The following is a 24,136-nucleotide window of genomic DNA, read 5'->3' on the forward strand; positions in this document are numbered from 1 at the left end:
GCGGGCATCGCCCGCTCACTCGGCCGCCAATTGGGGCGAGCGCGGCTTCCTTGCCGGGATCTGCCGGAGCAGCGGTTGCAGATGCGCCGCGATGATCCGCGCGCCCTCGCCCTGGAACATGTCGGCGTGCCAGCCCGGTATCGCGTAGGATTTCGGAACCTGCGGCAGCAGGGGAGACCATCCCATGTCTTCCCCGAGATCGGCGGTGATCATCTCCTCGCTGCGCAGCAGCACGATCGGCGCCTTGATCGGACGGGGCCGGTAGGCGTTGCGGGCGCGCTCCAGCGTCGCCAGGAACCAGCGGTTCCCCCAGTCCTCCTGGTTGTAGGCGCGGTCCTCGATCATCCCGACCCGGCCGGCGAGCCGGAGAACGCCGGTGCGGCGGATGCTCGGATAGGTCGCCAGCACGTCGGCGAGCCCGGTCTCGCGCGCCGAAAGGCGCGCCATGTGCCGCTTCAGCATGTGCCAGCGATAGGCGCGCTGGAACCGGGCGCGCCGGGGCGCGGGCAGGTCGGCGATGAAGCCCGGCCGCCAGGTATCGGCCAGCACGACGAGGGAGACGACCTCCCCCGCTTCCTCGAGCTGCCGCGCCGCCTCATAGGCCAGCGCGCCGGCCACGCACAGGCCGAACAGCACATAGGGCCCGTGCGGACGGGCGGCGCGGATCAGCGCGACATAGTCGGTGGCGAAGGCCTCGAGCGGACGCTCCTCGATCACGCGCGGGCTGTTGGGGTCGAAGAGCTGCACCCCGATGAAGGGATGCGCCGTCCCGATGGCGAGCGCGACATTGCGATAGGCCAGCGTGTTGTTGATGGCGATGATCGGCACGTCCTGCCCTTCGGGCTGGATCCGCACCACGTTCCAGCTCTCGATCCGGGGCGGGGCGTCGCGACCGGCCGCGGCGGGCAGGCCCGCCTGCGCCGCATCCGCGCGCGCCGCATCCGCGCGCGCCGCATCTGCGCTCGCCTCGTCCGCCTGGGCCCCTTCCGTCAAGCCATCGATATGGGCGGCGAGCTGGCCGAGGGTCGGCGCCTCGAACAGGGTCAGCGGGTCGATACGGTGGCCGAAATGCTCGCGCACCCGCGACAGCATGCGGATCGCCAGCAGCGAATGGCCGCCCAGCGCGAAGAAATCGGCATCGGCCTTCGGCTCCGCGACACCGAGCACATCGCGCCAGATGGCGGCCAGCGCCTGCTCGGTCGCCGGGCTGGCGACGCGCGCGGGGACCGCGGATGCCGCGCCGGGATGACCGGCGGCCGCCGGCTTCACCTCGCGCGGCGGCACCGGTTTGCGTTCGGGCGCTACCAGGCTTTCCAGCGCGAAGTCGGGCTCCAGGGTGGCCCGCTGCATGGTCGCGTGCCACAGCGCGAGAAAGGCGCGCCCGGTCTCCTCGCTGAAGATGTCGGGGTTGTATTCCATCGCCATGCGCCAGCCATCCGGCCAGCGCACGACGAAGAAGTTGAGGTCGTAGAGCGAGCCCGCCGAAACCGAGGGCACGCCATCCAGATGGAAGGGGCCATAGCTCCTGGCGTCGAGCGCGCCCTTGAGCATGGTAAAGTTCACCGAGATCAGCGGGGTGCGGGCCGGATCGCGCGGGGGATTGAGCAGTTCCACCAGCCGATGGAAGGGCATGGCCTGATGCACCAGCCCTTCGCGCACCGTGTCGTTGGTCCGCGCCAGCAGCTCGGAAAAGCGCGTCACATGCCGCGTATCGACCCGCAGCACGACATTGTTGATGAAGACGCCGACGAGGTTCTCCAGATCCGCGTCGTCGCGCCCCGCCACCTGCGTGCCGATGGTGATGTCGCGCCAGCCGCTCACGCAGCGGAGCATGGCGACGGTCGCCGCGCAGCCGAGCGCGAAGGGCGTGACGCCGAGCCGGCGCGCGGTCTCCTCCATCCGGCCGCCCATCTCGGGCGAGAGCATTTCGGCAAGGATGATGCCGCGATGCGAGGGTCGGTCGGGCTTGGGGAAGTCGCCGGGCACTTCGAAATAGGGCGCGTGGACCAGCTGATCGTACCAGTAGCGCTCATGCCGGGGCGCCTCGACCGCGAGATATTCCTTCTGCCAACGGGCATAGTCGCCATATTGCAGCGGCAGCTCGGGCAGCTCCGGGGCACGCCCCTCCTCGATGGCGGCGAGGCATTCGCCGAATTCGTTGGCCATCACCCGGATCGACCAGCCGTCGAACACGATCTGGTGCACGGTGAGGAGAATGTTCACCCGGTCGTCGGCCATGCGCAACAGGGTGATGCGGGTCAGCGGCAGGGCATAGAGGTCGAAGGGAAGGTGCGATTCCCGTTCGGCGAGCTGCCGCGCGGTCTGGGCCCGGCTCTCGGGCGGCAGGTGCCGCAGGTCGACGACGTCGAGCGTGAGGGTCAGCTCGGGCACCACCTCCTGCATCGGCTCGCCGTCGACGTCCACGAAGCGGGTGCGGAGCGCCTCGTGGCGCGCCACGATCATATTGAACGCCTGTTCGATCGCCTCGTCCCGAACCGGCCCGGTGAGATCCCAGCGCAGCGCCACGTTGAGGGCGGCGCTGCCGGGGTCCAGCGCATTGATGAACCAGCAGCGCTGCTGCGACGACGAACACGGAAAACGGAGCAGATCTTGCGACCCGCTCTCCGGCACGTCCGGTACGAAGGCCTGGGTGGCGTCCGTCTTCATGGCCGTTTCATTCATGATGTCAGCCCCCCACGGCCCGACGATCAATTTGCCTCGCCGATGGCGCGCCCGGCGCTGCGGCGGAAGCTGCTGAGCCTCGGTGCCGCCGTCACGCCGCTGCGCGCGATCTCCTCGGCAGCACGGGCGAGGCCGGCGATGGTAGGATGTTGCATGACGTGCCGGGCTTCAAGGCCCAGTCCGTTGCTCAACATGCGCGCGGCGATCTTGAACAGCTGGATCGAGTCGGCCCCGAGCTCGAACAGGTCGTCCTCGACGCCGACCTCGCGAAGCTGCAGCACCTCGCACCAGATGTCCGCCAGCTTCTGCTCCATGGCGTTACGCGGGCGCAGCACGGTACGCTCGGCCGCTACCGCCGTCCATTCCGGCCGCGGCAGGGCCTTGCGGTCGAGCTTGCGGTTCAGGGTCTGGGGAAGCGCGTCAAGCTTCATCCAGAGCGCCGGACGCATGTAGTCCGGCAGAAGTTGCCCGACATGGCGCTGCAGCGCGGCCGGCAGGCCTTCCGCGCCGAGCCCTTCGACATCCGGTGCCGCGACATAGTAGCCGACGAGGCGCGCCGCCTCGCCTTCGCCCACCAGTGCCACCGCCGCGGCGGCGACGCCGGGGCACCCGCGCGCTGCGGATTCGATGTCCTCCAGCTCGATGCGGAACCCGTGCAGCTTGATCTGCAGGTCGCGCCGGCCGAGATGCTGGATGCGCCCGTCCGGCAGCCGCCGGGCGAGATCGCCAGTGTGGTAGAACCGCGCCGCCGCGCCGGTACCCGGCTGCTCGGTGCGGAACGTCGCCTCGGTGAGCGCGGGCTGGTGGAAATAGCCCTTCGCCAGTCCCATGCCCCCGATCACCAATTCGCCCGCGACCCCGAGCGACGCGACATGGCCGCTGGCGTCGACAACATGGAGCTGCGTGTTCTGGATCGGCTCGCCGATGGTGACCGGACCGGTGCCCGGCTGCACGCGCCCGGCGCTCGACCAGATCGTGGTCTCCGTAGGGCCATAGACGTTCCACAGCTCGCCGGCCCCGCCCGAGAGCTGGTCGGCGAGGTCGCGCGGCAGCGGTTCGCCGCCACACAGCATGACGAGGCCTTGATAGGGCCGGAAACCGGTTTCCAGCAGCATGCGCCACAGCGAAGGCGTCGCCTGGATGTGGGTCGGCCGTTCGGCGTCGATCAGGTCCTTCAGGCCGAAACCGCTGCGCACCGCGTCGCGGTCGGCGATGATGACCGTGCCGCCGGTCACGAGCGGCAGGAACAGCTCCAGCAGCGCAATATCGAACGACACGGTGGTGACGGCCAGCAGCGTCTGGCCGGCGCGGAAGCCCGGCTTTTCCGCGAAGGACCACAACAGGTTCGACAGCGCCGCATGACTGATCTCGACGCCCTTCGGCACCCCGGTCGAACCCGAAGTGAAGATGACATAGGCGCTGTCCTCCGGCCGCACCCGCACCGGCGCAGGCTCGGCCGCCGCCTGCGGGCCGGCCACCGGCACCGCGACCGAGAGATCGACCAGCGGAAGGCCCGGCACCAGATCGGCGGCGCGGGGATCGTCGCTTACCAGCGCATCGAGCTCGGCCGTGCGGGTGACGAGACCGAGCCGCGTCTCCGGGTGCTCGGGGTCGAGCGGGACGAAGGCGTGCCCGGCCTTCACGATGGCGACGAGGCCCGCCACCAGATCGGCGGAGCGCTTCATCAGGATACCGACGCGGCCGCCGGGCTGCGGTACCAGCTTCTGCAGCCGGGCCGCCAGCACGTCGGAGGCCGCATCGAGCTCGGCATAGGAGAGCGAGCGTTCGTGCCAGCGCACCGCCACCGCCTCGGGCGTACGCGCCGCCTGCGCGCGGACGAGGTCCGGCAGAGGCGTGAGGTCGACGTCCACAGCCGTCGCGTTGAGGGTTTCTGTGATCCAGCGAAGGCTCACCGCGTCGAAGATCGGGAGCTCGCGGACCGGACGGCCGGCGTCCTCGACCAGGGCGCGCAGCACCTGCTCGAAATGGCCGAGCCAGCGGGCGACGGTGCTCTCGTCGAACAGATCGGTGCTGTAGTCGCAATCGAGACGGAGCCCGTCGGGCCCTTCGATCACATTGAGGAAGATGTCGAAATTGGTGAACGCCTTGGCGTTCGGCGTCACGGCGGCCTCGACCTCGCCGAAGCGCAGCCTGTCGCCGAGCCGCTCGAGGTTGAACTGCACCTGCGTCAACGGCAGGCGCGCGCGGTTGCGCGGCAGCGTGAGTTCGCGCACCAGCGTGCCGAAGGTAAAGTTCTGGTGCTCGTTGAGCTCCACCATCGCCTTCTGCACGGTCTTGAGCAGGCCGCCGGCCGGCGCATCCGCCTCGATGAGCGTGCGCAGCGGCAGGAAGTTCACGCAGTGCCCGACCAGCGGGCCGCCCTCCGCCAGGCTCTGCCCGGCGGTCGGGATCGCCACCACCTGATCGGATTGCCCGGTCAGCCGCCACGTCACGATCTGGAACGCGGTGGCGAGCGTGGTGAACAGTGTGGCGCCTTGCCTGGCTCCGGCCTTCTTCACCGCGCGGGCGAGATCGGCGTCGATCTGCGAACGGTAGGTCGCGCCGCGAAAGCTCTTCATCGCCTCGCGCGGCCGGTCGGACGGCAGCTCGGCATCCGGCGGCAGGGTGTCGAAGCGCTTGAGCCAATAGGTGCGATCAGCCGTGCCGCTGCCGGCGAGGGCCGCTACGTCGGCGGCATAACGGCGGAACGGCAGCGGCGTGTCGAGAGCTGGGGCCGCCTGACCGTAGTGCCGCGCCATCTCGTCGAGGATTATGTTCATCGACCAGCCGTCGCAGACGATGTGATGGCCGGTCAGCACCAGCACATGAGACGCCGGCGACAGCGTCGCCAGCGCCGCGCGCAGCAGCGGGCCGCGCACCAGGTCGAAGGGGGTGGCGGCGTCGTTCCTCAGGATCGCGGCAAGCTCGCCTTCCGGGTCGGGCACGCCGGACAGGTCGATCGCCTGCAACGGCACATCGAGCGTGTCCTCGACGATAAAGGTCTCGCCCCCGGCATCGAACCGGCCGCGCAGGGCGTCGTGCCGTGCCACCACCGCATTGAGGGCGCGCCCGAGCGCTTCGGCGTCGATGGCGCCGTCGAGACGCACGCTCACCGATTCATTGAAGGCGCAGGAGGCTTCCGGGCCGATCTGCGCCGCCAGCCAGATCTCGCGTTGCGGTTCGGTGGGCGCGATGGCGCGAGGCAAGGGAGCGGAAACGGGAGCCGCCGGGGCCGCGGCGTGGGCCGGTGCGACCGGCGCAGCCGCGCCCGCGCCCTTCGCGCCGGGGAGGATGCCGACCTCCTGCAACGCATCGAGGCTCTCGCCGAAGATGCGCACCACCTCGTCGATTTCCTCCGGCCCGTGGCAGGTGGTGAGGAATTTGGGAAAGCCGTCCTGAATGTGCAGGCCGAGCGAGCGGGCCTGCGGGAAGAACAGCGAGCCGAAGCGGTCTTCCTCGTGGAAATTCAGGTAGAACCAGCTCGAATAGGTTTCGGCGCGCGTGGCGATGCCACGGCGTTCCAGATCCGCATTGATGCGCCCGACCAAACCGGCGGTGCGCGCGGCAAGACCCTGCTGGAGCGCGGGGCCAGCCGCCTTCAGATGCAGCAGCACGGCGCGGGCAGCGGCGAGGGCCATCGGGTGGCGCACGAAGGTGCCGGCGAAGAAGGTCGGCGCCACCTCCGGCACTGACTCGTCGCCATAGCGCCACTGGCCGCCGTCGAGCGCGTCCATGAAGCGGGCCTTGCCAGCGAGCACGCCGATCGGCAGGCCGCCGCCGATCACCTTGCCGTAGGTGGCGAGGTCGGCGCGGATGCCAAGCACCGCCTGCATGCCGCCCGGATGGGTGCGGAAGCCGGTCACCACCTCGTCCATGACGAAGGCGGTGCCCGCTTCCTCGGTGATGGCGCGCAGCTCGCGCAGAAAATCGACCGGAACGAGGCCGGGATGGCGGCTCTGCACCGGCTCGGTGATGACGCAGGCGATGCTGTCCGCATTCGCACGGATCCAGGACAGGCTGTCCGGCGAGGCGAAGGGGAGCACCACCATGTTGCCGACCGAGCCGGTCGGGATTCCCGGCGCCACCGGCAGCGCGCGCGGCGGCGCGGTAAGGCTGCCGCCCTTCACCAGCACCTCGTCGAACTGGCCGTGATAGCCACCGCCGAACAGCACGACGCGGTTGCGACCGGTAACCGTGCGGGCGACGCGCATCGCCGCCATCACCGCTTCCGAACCGGTGTTGCAGAAGGTCACGCGCTCATTGCCGGTGAGCTCGCGCACCAGATCCGCCACCTCCCCGGCGAGCGGGGATTGCGGGCCGATGGCGAAGCCTTCGGCCATCTGCGCCGCGACGGCCTCCAGAACGAAGTCCGGTGCATGACCGAAGGCGGTCTGGCCGTAGCCGTTCACGAGGTCGACATAGGCATTGCCGTCCACGTCCCAGATCCGCGAACCCTTGGAGCGGGCGCAGACGACGGGGAACACGAGTTCCTTCCACTCCGCGCGGAAGCCGGCGGCCGCACGCGGATCGGCCAGCACGCCGCGATGCTGCTGGGTGTAGGCCTTCGAGCCGGCGGCGCGGGCGCTGAAGCGCGTCTCCAGATCGGCGATGAAGGCCTTCTGCCGGTCGGTGAGCGGCACGGGGGCGGACTTTGCCGCGCGATAGACCTGGAAGCGCAGCGGCTGTTCGCCGGAATCGGCAGGGGCTTCAGAGGCGAGCGCGGCGGGGGCAGGAACCGCAGGCGGAACCGACACCGCGGGCGGAACCGACACGGCGGCTGGAGCGGGTGCCACGGCCGGGACCGCCGCTGCCACCGCTTCCGCAGGCAGAAGGACGGCGGGAGCGCCCTGCAGGGCGGCGATCTGCTGGTTGATGACCTGCTGCATCGCCCCGAGCTGGAGACGGAACAGATCGGCCATCCCGCCGGCACCGCCAGGCACGGCATGCGCCGCTGCGAAGGGAACGGGCGCTCCTGCGAGAAGAACGGGCGCGGCCGGCGCCGCGGGGACCGGCGCAGAGACCGGGGGCACCGCTGCCACCGGGGTCGCATCCTCCGCGGGCTCCGGCATCTGCGCGACGAGGTGGCAGGCGAGATCCGCGATGGTCGGCAGGTCGGCGAGCAGCTGGCGGAAGGTGACCGGTACCTTGAAGCTCTGCTGCACCCGCGTCGCTACCTGCGCAAGGAACAGCGAATCGAAGCCCAGTTCGAGGAAGGAGGTATGGCGCTCGCCAGCCGGAATGGTTTCACCGGACAGGTCTTCCAGCACCGCAACAAGGTCGGTTTCCACCGCGGCGGCGCGTGCCGCGCCTCGGCTCTGGGCCTGCGGGGCAATCTGTTCGGCAATGGTGGCCATCGAAGGAGTTCCCGTCTCGAAAAGGGGAGCAGATGAATCAGGTGTGGCGCTGCCGGAAATCGCGTCATGCAACGGCTGTGGCTGCGGGGTCGAAGCAATCGGAGTCTGTGATGCAGGCGGGGGCGGCTCGATCCAGTGCCGCTCGCGCTGGAAGCGATAGGTCGGCAGCGACACCCGGCGGCAGCCGGGCCCGGTGAGGACGGCCCAGTCCGGGGCGACGCCGCGGACCCAGAGCGCGGCGACGGCTTCGCGCAGCGTGAGGGCCTCCTCGCCGGGCGTGCCGAAGGTCTGGATCACGCCGGCATAATCGTCCTTCGCCAGCGTCTGCCGGGCGAAGGTCGTGAGCACGCGGCCGGGCCCGATTTCGACCAGCAGCGGCTGGCCGAGCGCGGCGATGGCGTCCAGCGCCTGGCTGAACCGCACCGGGGAGCGGCATTGCCGGCCCCAATAGGTGGGCTCCGGCGCCGAACCGGCGTCGATCCAGGTGCCGGTGACGCACGACAGGAAGGGAATGGCCGGCGCCTGCGCCGGCAGCGCGGCAAAGCACGCCGTCAGCGGCTCGGCCACGGGCTCCATCATCGCTGAATGGAAGGCGTGCGAGGTCCGCAGCCGCTGGGTCGCGATCCCTCGGCCGTCCAGCAGCGCCTGCAGCGCGTCGATGCCGGCATGTTCGCCGGCCGCGACGGTCTGCCGACGGCCGTTCACCGCGGCGATGGTGACCCCTGCGGGCAGCAGCGGCTCCAGTTCCTCGACCGCCAGCCGCACCGAGAGCATGGAGCCGGCGGGCTGGGCATGGATGAGCTGCGCGCGCCGGGCAATGGCGCGGGCAGCATCCTCGAAGCGGTAAACGCCGGCGAGCGTCGCCGCCACCAGTTCGCCGAGGCTGTGGCCCGCCATGGCGTCGGGCCGGATGCCCCACTCCATCAGCAGGCGGGCGGTGGCGTATTCGATCAGGAACAGCGCCGGTTGGGTGTTCAGGGTGACGTCGAGCGCACCGGTGTCCGGCCCGGAGGGAAACAGCACCTCACGGATGTCGGTGCCGGTGACCTCCGCGACGCAGGCGGCGCCGCGATCGACGATGTCGCGGAACAGCGGTTCGCTCTCGTAGAGCCCGCGCCCCATCCCGACCGCCTGCGCGCCCTGGCCGGGGAACAGGAAGACGATGGGCCGCTTCTCCTCGACCCGACCCGCGGCGGGCGCCGCCCGCAGCTTGGCCGCCAGCTCCTCATGCGAACGCGCGACCACGGCGGCGCGATGGTCGAAGCCCCGGCGGCCGGCGGCGAGCGTGTGCGCGATGTCCTCCAGTCGCTGCTCGGGATGGGCCAGCGCATGGTCGGCAAGCGCCGCCGCGGCCTCGCCAAGCGCGGCCGGCGTGCGGGCGGAAAGCGGGAACAGCAGAGCCCGGCCCTCGCCGCGCGCGGCACGGATGGCGGCGCGCGGGGCTTCCTCCATCACCACATGGACGTTCGTGCCGCCGACGCCGAAGGCACTGGTGCCGGTGCGCCGCGGCGTCGGGCCGGCAGGCCATTGCCGCGCTTCGGCGCTGATGAAGAACGGGCTGGCGGCGAGATCGATCTCGGGGTTGGCGCGCTCGAAATGCAGCTGCGGCGGGATCTCGCCATGGTGCAGCACCAGCGCGGTCTTGATGAGCCCGGTGACGCCGGCGGCGGCGTCGAGATGGCCGACATTCGCCTTCACCGAACCCAGCGCGCAGGTGCCGTTGACATCGCTCGTCGCGCGAAAGGCCTTGAGGAGCCCGGTGAACTCGATCGGGTCGCCGAGCGAGGTCGCCGTGCCGTGCGCCTCGACATAGCCCACGGTGTCGGCGGTGATGCCGGCGAGCTGGTGCGCGGTGGCGATGGCGCGGGCCTGCCATTCCGGGCTCGGCGAGGTGAAGCCGACCTTGCCGGCGCCGTCATTGTTGACGCCGCAGCCGCGGATGACCGCATAGACCTGATCGCCGTCATTGAGCGCGTCTTCCAGCCGGCGCAGCACCACGAGGCCGGCGCCGCTGCCGAACACGGTGCCGCCGGCGGCCGCGTCGAAGGGACGGCAACGCCCGTCCGGCGAGACCATGCCGCCTTCCTGGTGCATGTAGCCGCGCTGCTGCGGGAAGGAGATGGAGGCCCCGCCCGCCAGCGCCATGTCGCACTGATAGGTCTGGAGACTCTGCACCGCCTGCGACACCGCCAGCAGCGAGGTCGAGCAGGCGCTCGCCAGCGTCATCGCCGGGCCGTGCAGGCCGAGCTTGTAGGCGATGCGGGTGGCGACGAAATCGTGGCCGGCGCCGACCAGAAGCGGATATTGCCCGACCTGGAACTCGTCGGTGAAACCCTCGATGATGCGCCGGTTGGCAAGGACGTGGCGCAGAAAATAGGTGTTCATCGAGCAGCCGGCGAAGACGCCGATCAGCCCCTCGAACGCCGCCGGGTCATGGCCGGCATCCTCCAGCCCCTCCCATGCGCATTCCAGCAGCACGCGCTGCTGGGGGTCCGTCAGCGCGCTCTCGCGGGCGTGCATACCGAAGAAGGGCGCGTCGAATCGATCGACGTCGGTCAAAATGGGCCGGGCCGCGACATAGTTCGGATCCCGGTGCACCTCCGCGCCGAACGTGTCCTCGATCTGATCGGGACCGAAGGCGGAGATGCTGTCCACGCCGGCCCGGATGTTCTCCCAGAACTGGCGCACCGAAGGGGCGCCGGGGAAACGCCCGGCCATGCCCACGATGGCGACGGCGCCGAGGTCCAGCAATGCGCGCAGTGACTCGTCGGGCTGGTCGAAGCTGTGCATGTTCATGGCGTCCTCCCGAGCCGGTTGTCGCGCATGCGCCTGAGCGCCGCCTGGCGGGAATCGGCCCGGGTGGCCAGGTCGCCGCCGAGGACGCCGCCAAAGTCGCCGCCGCGATCGCCGGCGAGGCGCTCCCCGGCACCTGCGCCGGGATCGAGCCGTGCCGCGAGGCTGGCGACGGTCGGGTGATCGAAGAGCTCCACCAGGCGGAGCGGCGTACCGGCGATCTCGCCGAGTCGGGCGTGGATGTTCATCAGCCGTAGCGAGGTACCGCCGAGTTCGAAGAAGTTCACGTCGCGCGGCACATGGGTCAGGCCAAGCACCTCACCCCACAGCCGGGCGAGCCGGGCCTCGATGCCGGACATCGCCTGCGCGGCAGCCGCGGATACGTCGGGGGTTTCGACCTCCGGCGTTTCGGCGAGGCCGACAAGTGCCTTCCGGTCGGTCTTGCCGTTCGCGGTCAGGGGCAGCTCGTCGATCAGGCGGAAACCGGAGGGCACCATATAGGCCGGCAGCGAACGACGCAGGCGCTCCGTCAGCGCGGATGCCAGCGTCTCCCGTGCCGCCGGCATGGCCGGCTTCACGAAGGCGACGAGGCGACGACCCGCCGCGGGACTGCCGCAGGCGACGATCGCGGCGTCGGCGACCTCGGGCTCCCGGCGCAGCGCGCTCTCGATCTCCTCGATCTCGACCCGGTTGCCGTCGATCTTGACCTGCTGGTCCAGTCGCCCGAGAAACTCGAAGGTACCGCCGGGCCGGCACCGTGCGAGATCGCCGGTGAGATAGAGCCGCTCGCCGACGGAGGGGACCACGCGGAACTTCTCCGCCGTCAGCTCCGGCGCATTGAGGTAACCGAGCGCCAGCCCCGCGCCGCCGACGCAAAGCTGCCCGGCCTCTCCCGCCGGGACCGGATGGAAATCCTGGTCGAGGACATAGGCCGTGCTATGGGCGATGGGCCGGCCGATCGGCAGTGCGCCGCCCTCGATCCGGTCGATGATGTGGCAGCAGGAAAAGGTGGTGTTCTCGGTCGGGCCGTAGCCGTTGACGAAGGTGCAGTGAGGCAGCGCGGCGCGGGCGCGGGCGATGTGAGCCGGCGAAACGACGTCGCCGCCGGTGAGAATACGGCGCAGCGGGCGCAGGCCCTCGAGCCGCTGGTCGACCAGCAGATGGAACAGCCCAGCCGTGAACCACGCCGTCGACACGCCATAGGCGGCGATCGCGGCCACGATGTCGTCGAGCGCCGGCTTCGCCGCCGGCACCACGCCGAGGCTGCCGCCATTGAGCAGCGCGCCCCAGATCTCGAAGGTGCTGGCATCGAAGGCAAGCGGTGCGAGATGAAGGATCACCTCGTCCGGCGCGAAGCGGGCATAGGTCTGCCCGCTCACCAGCCGGGCGATGGCCCGATGCGGCACCACCACGCCCTTTGGGCGCCCGGTCGAGCCGGACGTGTACATCACATAGGCCGGGTCCTCGCCCGATACGCATTCGGGCAACACCTCGGCCGACAGCGCGGCGGAGGCGTCACGGGCCCCGGCGAGATCGACGAACCGCTCGCCGGCCGCCTGCGCGATGCCGGGCGAGAGCTCCGCATGCCCGACAACCAGCACGGGCGCGGCGTCGCCCAGCATGTGGGCAAGGCGCTCGGCCGGGTAGGCCGGGTCCAGCGGAACGAACACCGCGCCGACCTTGAGGATGGCGAGGATGGCGAGGATGGCATCGGCCGAACGCCCGGTCAGCAACGCCACGCGATCGCCGGCACCGACATCGCGCTCCAGCAGATAACGGGCAAGTTGATTGGAGCGGAAATCGAGATCCGCATAGGTAAGGCGCAGCCCGCCTTCTCTTATTGACGTAGCGTTAGGTGCCGAATGAACCTGCCGGGCAAAAAGTCCATGAACGGTCATATTTTGTCTGAAATAAAACATATCAAATCCATGGCAACGAAATGTACTTCCGGTAATCTCCTTCACGACTGGCCGCACGGGGAAAGAGCACCCGGCCACGACCTCATGGTCCGCGACCGATGCCCAACTTGCATCCTCGGAAAACGTCGAGTTGGCTACGCCTTTCAGCCAGTTTCCGATGATCGGAAGGATAAGTCTGCCGACCCCCCTACCTCCTCGCTATCCTTCGGTATGGATTTCGGCCCCACGCCGCGAAAACGGGGAAGGCGCAACCTGTCTCCTCGCCGTTAGGTCAACTTGTCACAGTCTTCCGCAGCGATATGCGAAGCGCCACCGCCCGGGCCGGACCCTCCACCCTTCGGCGGATCGGCCTTCGGGCACGCGAAATCATCTCCCGGCCAACGAACATCTTCACGCAGAAGGGATCGGGCGCGTATCCGGCTTCGATTGCGATGCCGACCTGTCGGGGCGCATGTTGCCGTCGGCGGCCGCCCGGCTTTCCGGCATGCGCCCTTCCCCCGACCTGTCGCGCCCACCGAGAGCGACGCAGGATGATCCCGCAGCCGCGGATGGAGACCAGCATGCACGGCCTGTTGCTTCGACTTGTCGTCGCGCTGCTGGTTCTGGGCTCCCTCGGCCGGGTGGCGCTGGCTGAAATGCTGTGGGGCGTCAACGGTCATCCGCTGGTTTCCTACACCGGAGTGACGATCGACGAGCAGATGGACCTGATCCAGCATCTGGGCCTGCGCTCCTACCGCGTCGACGTCACGACCATCGACCAAGTCGACCGCCTGGCCGCTCTCGTCGAGGCCGGGCGCAAGCGCGGCGTCTCCATCCTGCCGGTTCTGGTCGCCTCCGACGATCTCGACACCACCGACGAGACGACGCTGCATCGCGACGCTTTCGCCTTCGCCTCCGCCCTTGCGCGCCGCTTTGCCTCCACCATCGACGTGTGGGAGCTCGGCAACGAAATGGAGAACTATGCGCTGCTCGAGCCCTGCGAGATGCGCGACGACGGAACGACCTATCCCTGCGAATGGGGCACCGCCGGGGGCATGGGTCCGCTCGACTATTACGGCCCGCGCTACAAGAAGATCGCGGCCGTGCTGCGCGGCCTCTCGGAAGGCGTGAAGGAGGGCAACCCGGCGGCCCGCCGCGCCATCGGCTCGGCAGGGTGGGGCCATCTCGGCATCTTCGACCGCTACCATGCCGACGGCATCGAATGGGACATTTCGGTCTGGCACATGTACGGCCAGGATCCCGAACCCGCCTTCCAGCGTCTCGCCGCCTTCGGCAAGCCGATCTGGGTGACGGAATTCAACCATCCCTTCGACAGCACGCAGAACGAGGCCGACCGCGAGGCCGGGCAAGCCAAGGGCATCGTCCACTGGATGGAACGCCTGAAGGCGCTGAGCGCGACCTATCGCGTCGAGGCCGCGCAGATCTACGAGCTGTTCGACGAGGCTTACTGGGCCCCCAATCCGGAAGCCCATATGGGGCTCTACCGCCTGACGCCACGCCCCGATGACGGGGGTTGGGCTCCCGACGCACCCAAGCCGGCATTCCATGCCGTGCAACAGTTTCTGGCGTCCGGAAACCGCTGAATCACCCAGGCTACGTCGCTCGTGGTGCACTGCGGCAAACCCGAACTGATAATCCGCCATCTATGGGATTAGACCGGGCCGCGGACGATAACCAGGCTACGCCTAATGCGCTCCTTTACGCGACGGACGCTCCAGTCTGAAATGACTGCAACGGAATTCAAACTAAATCTCACCGAAAAAGAGAAATTTAGCATCCAATCAATGGCATACCGGCAGAAGCGTATTGCTCTTCGATTGCGTAGGTAAAATAGTATTTAGTCGGCGATTTTAAGTATTAAAATTCCCCGGGGCGAGCACATCATGGACGCGGACATCAACCTTAACGCATTTGCCCTCGTAAAGGGCGGCCATCTCGGCTCCCAGCGTCAGCCTTCCATGAACAATGATTGCGTTGGCGGTGGTGGAAAGCGTTTCATGGATCTGACGCTTGCCACGATCGGCCTGCTTTTCCTGTCGATTCTGATGATCGTCATCGCAGCGCTCATCCGCTGCACCATGGGTGGCCCGGCGATCTTCCGTCATGTTCGCGTGGGTCATGGCGGCATTCCGTTCGAGTGCCTGAAGTTCCGCACCATGGTCGTGGACAGCGAGGCTGTGCTTGCACGGCACCTCGCCGCCGACCCCGCAGCCGCGGAGGAATGGCAGCGTACCCGCAAGCTGAAGAAGGACCCCCGCGTCACCTGGCTCGGCCGGGCGCTGCGGACGTCGAGCCTTGACGAGTTGCCCCAGCTCATCAACATCATCAAGGGTGACATGAGCTGTGTCGGCCCCCGTCCTATCATCGCGGACGAGCTGGAGCTCTATGGCACCGATGCCGCCAAATACCTCGCCGCCCGTCCGGGTCTGACCGGGCTGTGGCAGGTCAGCGGGCGCAGCACCCTCAGCTATGCCGAGCGCGTCGCGCTCGATGCGGAATATGTGAACGCCTGGTCGATCTGGTCGGATGTCGAGATCATGGCCCGCACCGTGCCGGCCATGCTCAAGTCACACCAGACATCCTGAGCGAGCGGTCCTGCACCGGCCGGTCCCTGCGCTCGCCGGGCTTCATTCGGCCCGCAGCAGCGAATCGGCGATCGCTCCGATGAGATAGGCGATCTGGTAGAGAACCATCAGGATGAGCCCGAAACCGATCGCCTCGCCAATACCTTGGCCGGTATAAAGTCCATAGCAGATACCGCCCGAGAATATCGAGGGGCAAAACAGGAACAAAAGATAGGCCTGGAAGATAAATCCAGAAATGATGCCGAATACAAATGTCGACATGACCAGCATTTATCTCTATCCGGCGGTCCAGGTGACGCCGGGAGAGCATAGGTAGCTCACGGGAATTTTACAACAGGATTGTCGACCCCTCGCTGTCAGGATACACGTCGTGCAGGTCACCTTGATTGGCGTAACGGTTTGCGCCCTGCTGCTGCTCATCGGTCGCACGCCCGGTGCCTCGCTCATTGTCGCCCTGCTCGCTTCCTCCGCATTCGGCAGCACCTCCATCGCTTCGCTGGGCGGTCTCGGCACGCCGCTGATCTACATCGTCTTCGAACTTGTCATCATCCTCGTCGTGCTGCTGCGCCGGCGCTTCATCGACGATCTGGCCCACACCTTCCGGCTTTATCCGATCTGCTGGATCCTGCTCGCCTTGCTCATCTATTCCGCGGGCAGCGCGGTGATCCTGCCGCGGCTGTTCGCCGGAACGACCGGGGCCTTCGTGCCGGTGCAGGGGCTGATCTCCGAGGTTCCGCTCGGTCCGGTGCCCGGCAACATCGCCCAGAGCGGCTATTTCGTCGTCGGTGGATTGACCTTCCTGGCGGTGTGCCTGCTGCTCGCGGTGCGGGAGCACGAGGCCACGGCGGCGCATGGCGGCGCATCCGGATCCAGCGCGGCAGCGGGCGACGGCCATCTCGCCATGCTGCTGGCGATCCGCAAGGGCTTCATGTTCTGGATCATCCTGAACACGGCGACCGGGGCGCTCGACCTCCTGGGCAAGATGGCCGGAGGCGGCGACCTGATGCTGCCGCTGCGCACCGCCGCCTACGCCTTCCTCACCGATACCGAACATGCGGGTTTCTTCCGCATCGCCGGCCTGTATTCCGAAGCCTCGGCCTTCGGCGCCGCGGCACTGGGCGGGCTGGCCTTCTCCTTCACCTATTGGCGCGCCACGCGCTCGCGGATGGCGCTCGGCCTTGCCATCGGACTGCTCACCCTGACATTGCTGTCGACCTCCACCACGGCCTATGCCGGTCTCGCCGTCATGTCGGCGGTGGCGATGGGAACCGTCGCACGCTCGGTCCTGTCCGGGCGCCTGCTGCACACGGATGCGGGTTGGATCGGCCTGCTGCTCGTCGTTCTGGCCGTGGTCCTGACCCTGCTGCTGGTGGACAGCGCCGCCTTCGACAAGATCGACACCCTCCTGCGGGTCACGATCCTGGAAAAGTCCGGCTCGGCGTCCGGCGTCGAGCGCGCCTACTGGAACCAGCGCAGCCTCGACTCCTTCTTCACCACTTCGATGCTCGGCATCGGGCTCGGCAGTTCGCGCTCATCGAGCTGGGTGATCGCGGTGCTCTCTCAGCTCGGTCTCATCGGTTCGCTGCTGATCGGCGTCCTCGTCGCCGCTCTTGCCCTCCCGCTGCGCCGGCACGTCTGGGGCGACCCGCCTCTGGGCTCGGAGGCCCGCAGCGTAGTCGCGCTGCACGACAGCTCCCGCGCCATGGCCCTCGCCATGCTGCTGGCGGCTACCATCGGCGGCGGCGCGGCGGATCCGGGCATCCTCTTCTTCATGGCGCTCGCCACCGTGCTCGGCTGCCGGCGCTATCTGGAGCGCGTCTGCAAGCCCGCTCAACCGGTGGAACATCTGCCGCTGTGGTCGCCCCGCGAACATGCGCGGGGGCAGATCGGACAGACCGGCTGATCGCAACCGACGCGCGAAAAGCCGGAAGACTATCCGTTTTGGCTACGCCTTTCGGGTGAAGCGGCGTTCGACAGGCACTGTTTTCGGCTTCTAGGTGGAGGCCGGCACGCGATCGAACCCCGATGTGGCGGCACATGGCTGCTAGACTGCAGGGATCGGCCCTGTCTCCCGCAGCGGCTGCATGGGGCAGGTGCAATCCGCTCTTCATGGGCGGCCTGCCCGCCGAAGGCGCTCATCCGGGTACGAGACGCGAGGACTTCATGATCGGCCTGCGACGGGCACTTTTCTTCTCCATCACCGAGCGCTACGTCGCCATCGCCCTGAACTTCGTCATGGTGGCGACCCTCGCCCGGCTGCTGACGCCCGAGGAATTCGGCTATTCGGTCATCGGCGCGGCAACGATCGGCTTCGTCGAATGCCTGCGCGATTTCGGCACCAGCGGCTATCTGGTGCAGGCGCAGACCGTCACCCGCCAGGCGACGCGGACCGCCTTCACCGTCATGCTGGTGCTGTCGCTGGCGGTGGCCGGCACGCTGTGGCTGGGTGCGGAAACCATCGCCTCCTTCTACCACAAGGAGGGATTGACCCATTACCTGCACGTCACTGCGCTCGGCCTGCTGTCCGGGCCGTTCGCCGCGCCTTCGCTCGCCCTGCTGCGCCGGGACCTGCAGTTCCGCTCGGTGGCGATCATCAACGTGGCGAGCGCCGTCACTCTTACAGGCGTCACCGTGCTGCTCGCCCTGGCGGGCGCCAGCTATATGAGCTTCGCCTGGGGAATCCTGGCAGGCGCCTATGTGACGGCCGGGCTCGCCATCCTGCTGCAGGGCGATATCCGCATCTTCTGGCCGAGCGTTTCCGACTGGCGTGCCGTGCTGTCCTTCGGAGGCTATTCGAGTGCAGCCGGCATGTTCGGAAAGCTTCAGGAATTCGTGCCCTCGCTGATCGTCGGGCGCCTCATCGGCTTCGATGCCGTCGGCCTGTTCAGCCGGGCCGTCATGGTCTGCCAGTTGCCCGACAAATGCCTGCTGAGCGGCCTGATGCCCGTCGCCCTCCCCGCTTTGGCGGTGGAGGCGCGCGCGGGGCGCAGCCTCGCCGCCGCCTATCTCAAGGCAACGACCTTCATCACCGCGGTGCAGTGGCCGGCGCTGCTGCTGCTCGCCTGCCTCGCCCATCCCGCCGTGCTCATCCTGCTGGGCGGGCAATGGGAAAGCATCGTGCCGCTGGTGCAGATCATCGCGCTCGGCCTGCTGGCGGCTTTTCCGAACGTACTCGCCTATCCGCTGCTGGCCGCATCCGGCGGCATCCGCCATGCGATGCTCTCCGCGCTGCTCACCCTGCTCACGAGCTCGATGCTGGCGCTGCTGACCGCCCGCTGGGGCCTCACCGCAATGGCGCTCGGCGTCGCGGCGACGGTCTCCATCCAGGCGGTGATCTCGTTGCGCCTGGTGCGCATCTATGCGCCCTTCGAACTGCGGGAAATGTTCCTCAGCCTGCGCAAGAGCGCAATGGTCGCCGGCATCTCGACGCTGGTGCCGCTGGCCGCCTTCGCCGTCAACGGATTTTCCTTCGCATTCTCGCCGCTGGCCGGCATCGCGATCGGCATCGGTGCGGTGATCGCGTGGATCATCGCGATCCGGCTCACCCGACATGCCCTTGCCGCCGAGCTGAACCTCGTGCTCGACGTCGCGGCCCGGGCGCTCGGCAGCCTGCTCGGCGACATCCGCGGCCGGCTCGCCGTCACCCGGCGCTCGCAGGCCGAAACCTGAGCTACGCCGTCACCGGGTCTTTCGCGTCGATCCCGGCCATCAAGCCGAGATAGGTCACGGCAATGCGACGCCAGCTGAAATAGGCGGCGCGCTCCCGGCCGGCGGCCGCCAGGCGCCGATGCAACGGCGCATCGGCCAGCACACGCTGCACCGCTGCCACCCACGCTGCATCGTCATCGGGATCGGCGAACAGCGCCGCCTCGCCGCAGACCTCCGGCAGGCAGGGCGCGTTCGAGGAGATCACGGGACAGCCCCAGCTCATCGCCTCGACGACCGGCAGTCCGAACCCTTCGGTACGCGAGGGAAAGAGGAAGCACAGGGCCTGCTTCAGCACGGCAGCGAAGTCATCGTCGCTGATGCGGCCGAGCAGGCGGATGTTCGGCGCTCCCTCCCGCTGCACCCGTGCCTCCAGTTCCGCATCGAGCTGGCCCATCATGACAAGGTCGACGCCGAGAGCGTCGAGCGGGCGGGCGAGGCGGATCAGCAGGTCAGGGTTCTTGTGCGGCTGGTTGCGCAACAGGCAGAGTGCGAAGGGACGCTCGCCGCCAAGCCGGAGCGTCGAACGCTCCGGCTTCCATCCGCGCGCATGGTCGCTGCCATTATAGGTCACCACGATCTTCTCCGCCGGCGCCACGCCGAAGCGGACCAGATCGTCGCGCGACAGGCTCGACACCGTGGTGACGGCCGCGGCGCGCCGGCCGAGCAACGGCAGGACGACGCGATGCGCCAGCCGGAAGCCGCGCGAATAGCTCGCCGGCGAGGTGAAGGTCTGCAGATCGTGGATGCAGACGATCTGCCGCCTCACGCCGACGGGTGCAAGATTGCAGAAGCTGAGCAGACCTCCCGGCACATGGCGTGGCAATTGCGCCTGCACCCAGAACTGCGGGAGGCGGGGGCGGGCATATTCGGGAACGAGGCGCGTGGGGATCGCCTGCAGCCCGAGATCGCCGGCCGGCGGCCGGGGCATGACGAGGTCCAGCGAAAGGCCAAGGGTCAAGGGGTGCCCCTCGTCGAGTAGCGCGTCCAGCGCCAGCGTCACCTCCCGCGCATAGCGCGCAACCCCCGTCGGGCTGAGAGTGGTGAAGTCGCCATTGATGGTCCATCGGCGGGTCATCGGCGGCGTCTGCGGGAGGCGCCGGCCGCCCTCGTCCTCGTCAGGCCTGAACATGCAACCTCGCGCAAGCCGGAGCGTACGGAACCCCGGCGCTGGATCCTTGCCCCATTCTGGTCCCAGCCCGCGTCCCCTCCGGCAACGCATTGCGGCCGCTGGGGCAGGAAAAGCGGTAGCAGTGCTGACGCAAGGGAGAAGGCAGGTCACTTTTGGTCATGCAACCCCACCTTAGGCGTGCGCCACCCCGAGGCAAACGGGTGGGAGAATGAGGTGCCGGCAAATCCTGCCGCGCAAGCATATTTTGGCTGGATCATCGCTATGCGGCGTCACTGGGCCATCAATGGCCGGTTCCTGACCCAGAAGGTCACAGGTGTCCAGCGCTATGCCCGCGAGATCGTGGAAGCGTTGGACCGCCGGATCGCTGCCGGAGATCCGCTGACACGGGGCCTCGATGTCGAACTGCTGGTGCCTGCCGGCGCGGCGACCACGCTCCATCTCACGGCGATCCGGCCCCGTGTGGTCGGGCCGGCCCGCGGGCCGCTGGCCTCCGGGCATCTGTGGGAACAGTTCAGCCTGCCCCGCGGCCTCGAAGGTGGTCTCATCAGCCTCGGCAATGGCGGGCCGCTGCTTCATCGCCGGCAGATCGCCTGCATACACGACGTCAGTACGCGCAGCTTTCCGCAGAGCTATTCCGTGCCCTTCCGCCTGCTCCAGCGCGTCATGGTGCCGGCCATCGGGCGCGCCGCCGCCATGATTTCAACGGTGTCGCACCATTCGGCGGGCGAGCTGACCGAGCGCGGTCTCTGTGCCGCCGACAAGCTGCTGGTCGCCCCCAATGGCCACGAGCACACGCGCCACTGGCACCCGCAGCATACGCCCGCCACGCGCGCCGTCGCCGGGCCGGGCACCATCGTGCTGCTCGGAAGCCCGGCGCCTCACAAGAACATGGACCTCCTGCTCGGCATCGCCGATCGCCTCGCGGCGCAGGACCTGCAGCTCGCCATCGTAGGCAATGTGGACGGGCGGGTGCTGCGCAATGGCGGCGACCGGGCGACAGGCGAGAACATCCATTGGCTGGGCAGGCTGTCGGACGATGCGCTGGCGGCGCTGCTGCAGGATTCGCTCTGTCTCGCCTTCCCGTCCTTCGTCGAGGGCTTCGGGCTGCCACTGCTCGAAGCCATGGCGATCGGCTGCCCCGTGGTGACCTCCGACACCGCCAGCATGCCCGAGGTCTGCGGCCCGGCGGCGCTCTATGCCTCGCCCGGCAACCCCGACGCCTGGATGGACCGCTTCGCGCGACTGCGCCGGGAGGAGGGCTTGCGCGAGCGGATGATCGCGGCAGGACACAAGCGTACCCAGCGCTTCTCCTGGCACGTCTCGGCCGGTCTCTATCTCGAGGCGATGGCTGCGCTCGACGGACTCGCCGAAGCCCGGTGGGGAGCCGGGAAGGCCGGCGGAATCGCACACAGGATCCTAGTCTGAACGGGCACCGGGACGACCGCCCCCTTCATCCCCTGTCTGTCCCCGAAAGAGATCGGGCGACCCGTTTGCGCGGGCCGCCCGGTTTTTCTTGGATCATCGTCTGTCAGACGGAATTCCGCATGGCCACGGCCCGCTCCATCGCCTGCTCGATCTGAACGCGGAAACGCTCGGGTGAGAAGCGGGTCGCGTTCAACCAGCAGGCATCCGGTGAGATGTCGCTCTCATTGACCTCGAAACAGCCGATCGCGTCCTTGATGGACTCCACGGTCTGCTGGCGGAACAGGAGGCCGGTGGGCTCTGTCGACGAGCCCAGCGGGCGGACGATGTCGCGCGCTCCGCCTCTCCCGAAGGCGATGACCGGCGTGCCATAGGCCTGCGCTTCGGCCATGGCGATGCCGAAATCCTCGCAGCCGGCAAAGACCAGCGCCCGTGCATGGCCCACGGTCGAGACATAATCGGGACGCGGCAGGTAACTCGTGAACTCGATGTTGCTACCGGTCGCCAGGGAGCGCAGCGAGCGGGCCTGCTGGCCGTCGCCGACCACCACCAGCCGCCGCGTCGGCATCTCGTTGAAGGCCCGGATGACGAGGTCGGTGCGTTTGTAAGGCGCCAGGAACGAGGCCGTCACATAGTAATCGTCCTTGGTTGCGATGTATTCGCTTCCGGAAGGATCGATCGGCACCGGCGGATGCACCACCTCGGCATCCCGCCCGTAGATACGGCGGATGCGGTCGCGCACATAGCAGGAATTCGCCAGCATCACGTCCGGGCCATGGGCAGTGCGAGTGTCCCATATGCGCAGATTGTGCAGCATGTGGCGGAACAGCAGCCCCTTCGGCCCATAGCCGAGCCGCCCCTCGCTCAGATAGGAGAACTGCTCGTCCCAGGCATAGCGCACCGGGCTGTGCACATAGCACAGATGGGGCTGGTCGGGCCGGGTAAGCACGCCACGCGCGAAGGCCGCCGACGATGAAATGACCGCGTCGTGCTGCGTAACGTCGAACTGCTCGATCAGAAACGGGCAGAGGAAGAAGAGCGAGCGGTAGTATTTCTCGATCAGCGGCAGGCGGTCGGCCGCGGAGGTGTGAAACGAGACGCCGGGAAAGAAGTCTTCCTTTACGTCCGCCGTCAGGAAGTCGAACAGCGTGTAGACATCCGTCGATCCCGTGATCTTGCACAGCTCGGCAAGCACCCGCTCGCCGCCTCGGAACGACGGACACCAGTCATGGACGAGGGCGATGCTACCCACGGAGGTGAAAGGAGAGCTGTGTCCTGCAGAAAGCGTCGCCGGTCCTTGGGTCGTGAGGGGACGGGCTGTCACTGCGGCTGCAGGCGGCTCGACCGCTACATCGCTCATAAGCCGAAAATCCACGTGAAAAATGATATGATGAAAACACCGCTGGTCCGCGAAGGTTTTCATCCGGACACCATCGGAGAAAGAGCGAAGGCGGGCGCGGTGGAAGCGCTTTAGGCGTATCTGCATCCTCCGAACGGATGTGCCCCACCTCCTTCTCGCAGGTATGGCCTTTTGCGCATCCAGGTTCAGTCGGATTGATACGAAAACCGCCGCCTGACGCGGCCCCTTCCGTTGCGGTGCGGCCTATCCTCCGGAGATTATTCATTGACCCTGCCGCTGGCAGATTGCCGAACCCGCGAGTGAACCGCATGAAACTTGCCGTCGTGATCCCGACGCTGGGTCGCAAGGCGGTCGTAAGCCGTCTTCTTTCGTATCTCGAAGAACAACGTAGGCTGCCCGACCACGTCTTCATCACCGCGCCCGATGAAAGCCACATCGAGAGCGGGCAGGCTTTTTCCTACCCCGTGTCGCTGGTTCTGGGCGCGCGCGGCCTGTGTGCGCAGCGCAACCGGGCGCTGGAGCAGGTCGTGGGCGACTTTGACGTGGTGACCTTCTTCGACGACGATTTCCTGCCGGCTGTCGACTATCTCGAGGAAATCGAGCGCGCGTTCACGGAACATGCCGATTACGCCGTGCTGATGGGCGACGTGCTGCGCGACGGCGCGCGCGACACCGGCTGCAGCTTCGAGGAAGGCTTCGCCATCCTCCGCCAGGCCGCGATCGACCCGCCGCCCTATCACGACCCGGTCGATCATCCCGGTGCCTATGGGTGCAACATGTCGATCCGGGCAAGCGCGATCGGCGACGTGCGGTTCGACGAGAAGCTGCCGCTCTATGGCTGGCAGGAAGACATCGACTTCACCGCCCAGATGCGCCGGCATGGCCGCATCGTGCGCCTCGCCTCGCTGCTCGGGGTTCATCTCGGGATCAAGAGCGGTCGCGTCAGCGGCGTGCGCTTTGGTTATTCGCAGGTGGTCAACCCGGTGTATCTCGCCCGCAAGGGCACCATGCCGGTACGATTCGCGGCAGAGCTGGTCATCCGCAATCTCTGCGCCAATGTCGCCAGGAGCCTGTCACCGGAACCCCATGTCGATCGGCGCGGGCGGCTCAAGGGCAACCTTATTGGCATCCGCCATTTGTTCACGGGTCGCGTCGAGCCCGAATATGTTCTGGAGCTGTAAGGC

General features: G+C 67.9%; 12 protein-coding genes. 6 read left to right on the forward strand and 6 right to left on the reverse strand.

What is annotated here, in order from left to right:
- Nucleotides 1–15 precede the first annotated feature (15 nt).
- The 3 genes from MWN34_RS10090 to MWN34_RS10100 are packed head-to-tail and all read right to left on the reverse strand — an operon-like array spanning nt 16 to nt 12,727.
- Nucleotides 16–2,667 (reverse strand): condensation domain-containing protein, encoded by a 2,652-nt coding sequence (locus MWN34_RS10090; protein ID WP_247028933.1) that lies wholly within the window; start codon nt 2,665–2,667, stop codon nt 16–18.
- Nucleotides 2,668–2,708: 41 nt separating this feature from the next.
- Nucleotides 2,709–10,832, reverse strand: a complete 8,124-nt coding sequence (locus MWN34_RS10095; protein WP_247028934.1) for a non-ribosomal peptide synthetase/type I polyketide synthase — start codon at nt 10,830–10,832, stop codon at nt 2,709–2,711.
- Nucleotides 10,829–12,727, reverse strand: coding sequence for a non-ribosomal peptide synthetase (locus tag MWN34_RS10100; RefSeq protein ID WP_247028935.1), 1,899 nt, complete (start codon nt 12,725–12,727; stop codon nt 10,829–10,831). Before MWN34_RS10100 ends, MWN34_RS10095 begins: the two co-directional genes overlap by 4 nt.
- Before the next feature lie 581 nt (nt 12,728–13,308).
- On the opposite strand from MWN34_RS10100, the gene MWN34_RS10105 reads away from it, so the two are divergent.
- Both MWN34_RS10105 and MWN34_RS10110 read left to right on the forward strand, forming a co-directional pair.
- Complete coding sequence (locus tag MWN34_RS10105) at nt 13,309–14,331, forward strand: glycosyl hydrolase (RefSeq protein ID WP_247028936.1); 1,023 nt, start codon at nt 13,309–13,311, stop codon at nt 14,329–14,331.
- 414 nt (nt 14,332–14,745) lie between these two features.
- Nucleotides 14,746–15,333, forward strand: coding sequence for a sugar transferase (locus MWN34_RS10110; protein WP_247028937.1), 588 nt, complete (start codon nt 14,746–14,748; stop codon nt 15,331–15,333).
- A 42-nt stretch (nt 15,334–15,375) separates the two neighbouring features.
- Here MWN34_RS10110 and MWN34_RS10115 read toward each other — a convergent pair whose 3' ends face one another.
- Nucleotides 15,376–15,603 (reverse strand): hypothetical protein, encoded by a 228-nt coding sequence (locus tag MWN34_RS10115; RefSeq protein WP_247028938.1) that lies wholly within the window; start codon nt 15,601–15,603, stop codon nt 15,376–15,378.
- Nucleotides 15,604–15,703: 100 nt separating this feature from the next.
- On the opposite strand from MWN34_RS10115, the gene MWN34_RS10120 reads away from it, so the two are divergent.
- On the forward strand, nt 15,704–17,236 hold the full coding sequence (locus MWN34_RS10120; protein ID WP_247028939.1) for a hypothetical protein: 1,533 nt from the start codon (nt 15,704–15,706) through the stop codon (nt 17,234–17,236).
- Nucleotides 17,237–17,442: 206 nt separating this feature from the next.
- Nucleotides 17,443–19,002 carry an oligosaccharide flippase family protein gene (locus tag MWN34_RS10125; protein ID WP_247028940.1) on the forward strand — a complete coding sequence of 520 codons (1,560 nt, stop codon included), beginning with the start codon at nt 17,443–17,445 and terminating at the stop codon, nt 19,000–19,002.
- Nucleotide 19,003: 1 nt separating this feature from the next.
- Here the strand turns inward: MWN34_RS10125 and MWN34_RS10130 are convergent, their stop codons facing one another.
- Complete coding sequence (locus MWN34_RS10130; RefSeq protein ID WP_247028941.1) at nt 19,004–20,170, reverse strand: glycosyltransferase family 4 protein; 1,167 nt, start codon at nt 20,168–20,170, stop codon at nt 19,004–19,006.
- 261 nt (nt 20,171–20,431) lie between these two features.
- Between MWN34_RS10130 and MWN34_RS10135 the strand changes: the two genes are divergently transcribed.
- The gene (locus tag MWN34_RS10135; RefSeq protein ID WP_247028944.1) at nt 20,432–21,595 is read left to right on the forward strand and encodes a glycosyltransferase family 4 protein; all 1,164 of its coding nucleotides are present in this window, start codon (nt 20,432–20,434) and stop codon (nt 21,593–21,595) included.
- 103 nt (nt 21,596–21,698) lie between these two features.
- Here the strand turns inward: MWN34_RS10135 and MWN34_RS10140 are convergent, their stop codons facing one another.
- Entirely contained in the window at nt 21,699–22,952 is a 1,254-nt protein-coding gene (locus tag MWN34_RS10140; protein WP_425532089.1) for a glycosyltransferase, read from the reverse strand.
- Nucleotides 22,953–23,260: 308 nt separating this feature from the next.
- On the opposite strand from MWN34_RS10140, the gene MWN34_RS10145 reads away from it, so the two are divergent.
- Nucleotides 23,261–24,133 (forward strand): glycosyltransferase family 2 protein, encoded by an 873-nt coding sequence (locus MWN34_RS10145; RefSeq protein WP_247028947.1) that lies wholly within the window; start codon nt 23,261–23,263, stop codon nt 24,131–24,133.
- Nucleotides 24,134–24,136: the final 3 nt, after the last annotated feature.

The sequence above is a fragment of the Ancylobacter crimeensis genome (assembly GCF_023016805.1).
Taxonomy (GTDB): Bacteria; Pseudomonadota; Alphaproteobacteria; order Rhizobiales; family Xanthobacteraceae; genus Ancylobacter; species Ancylobacter crimeensis.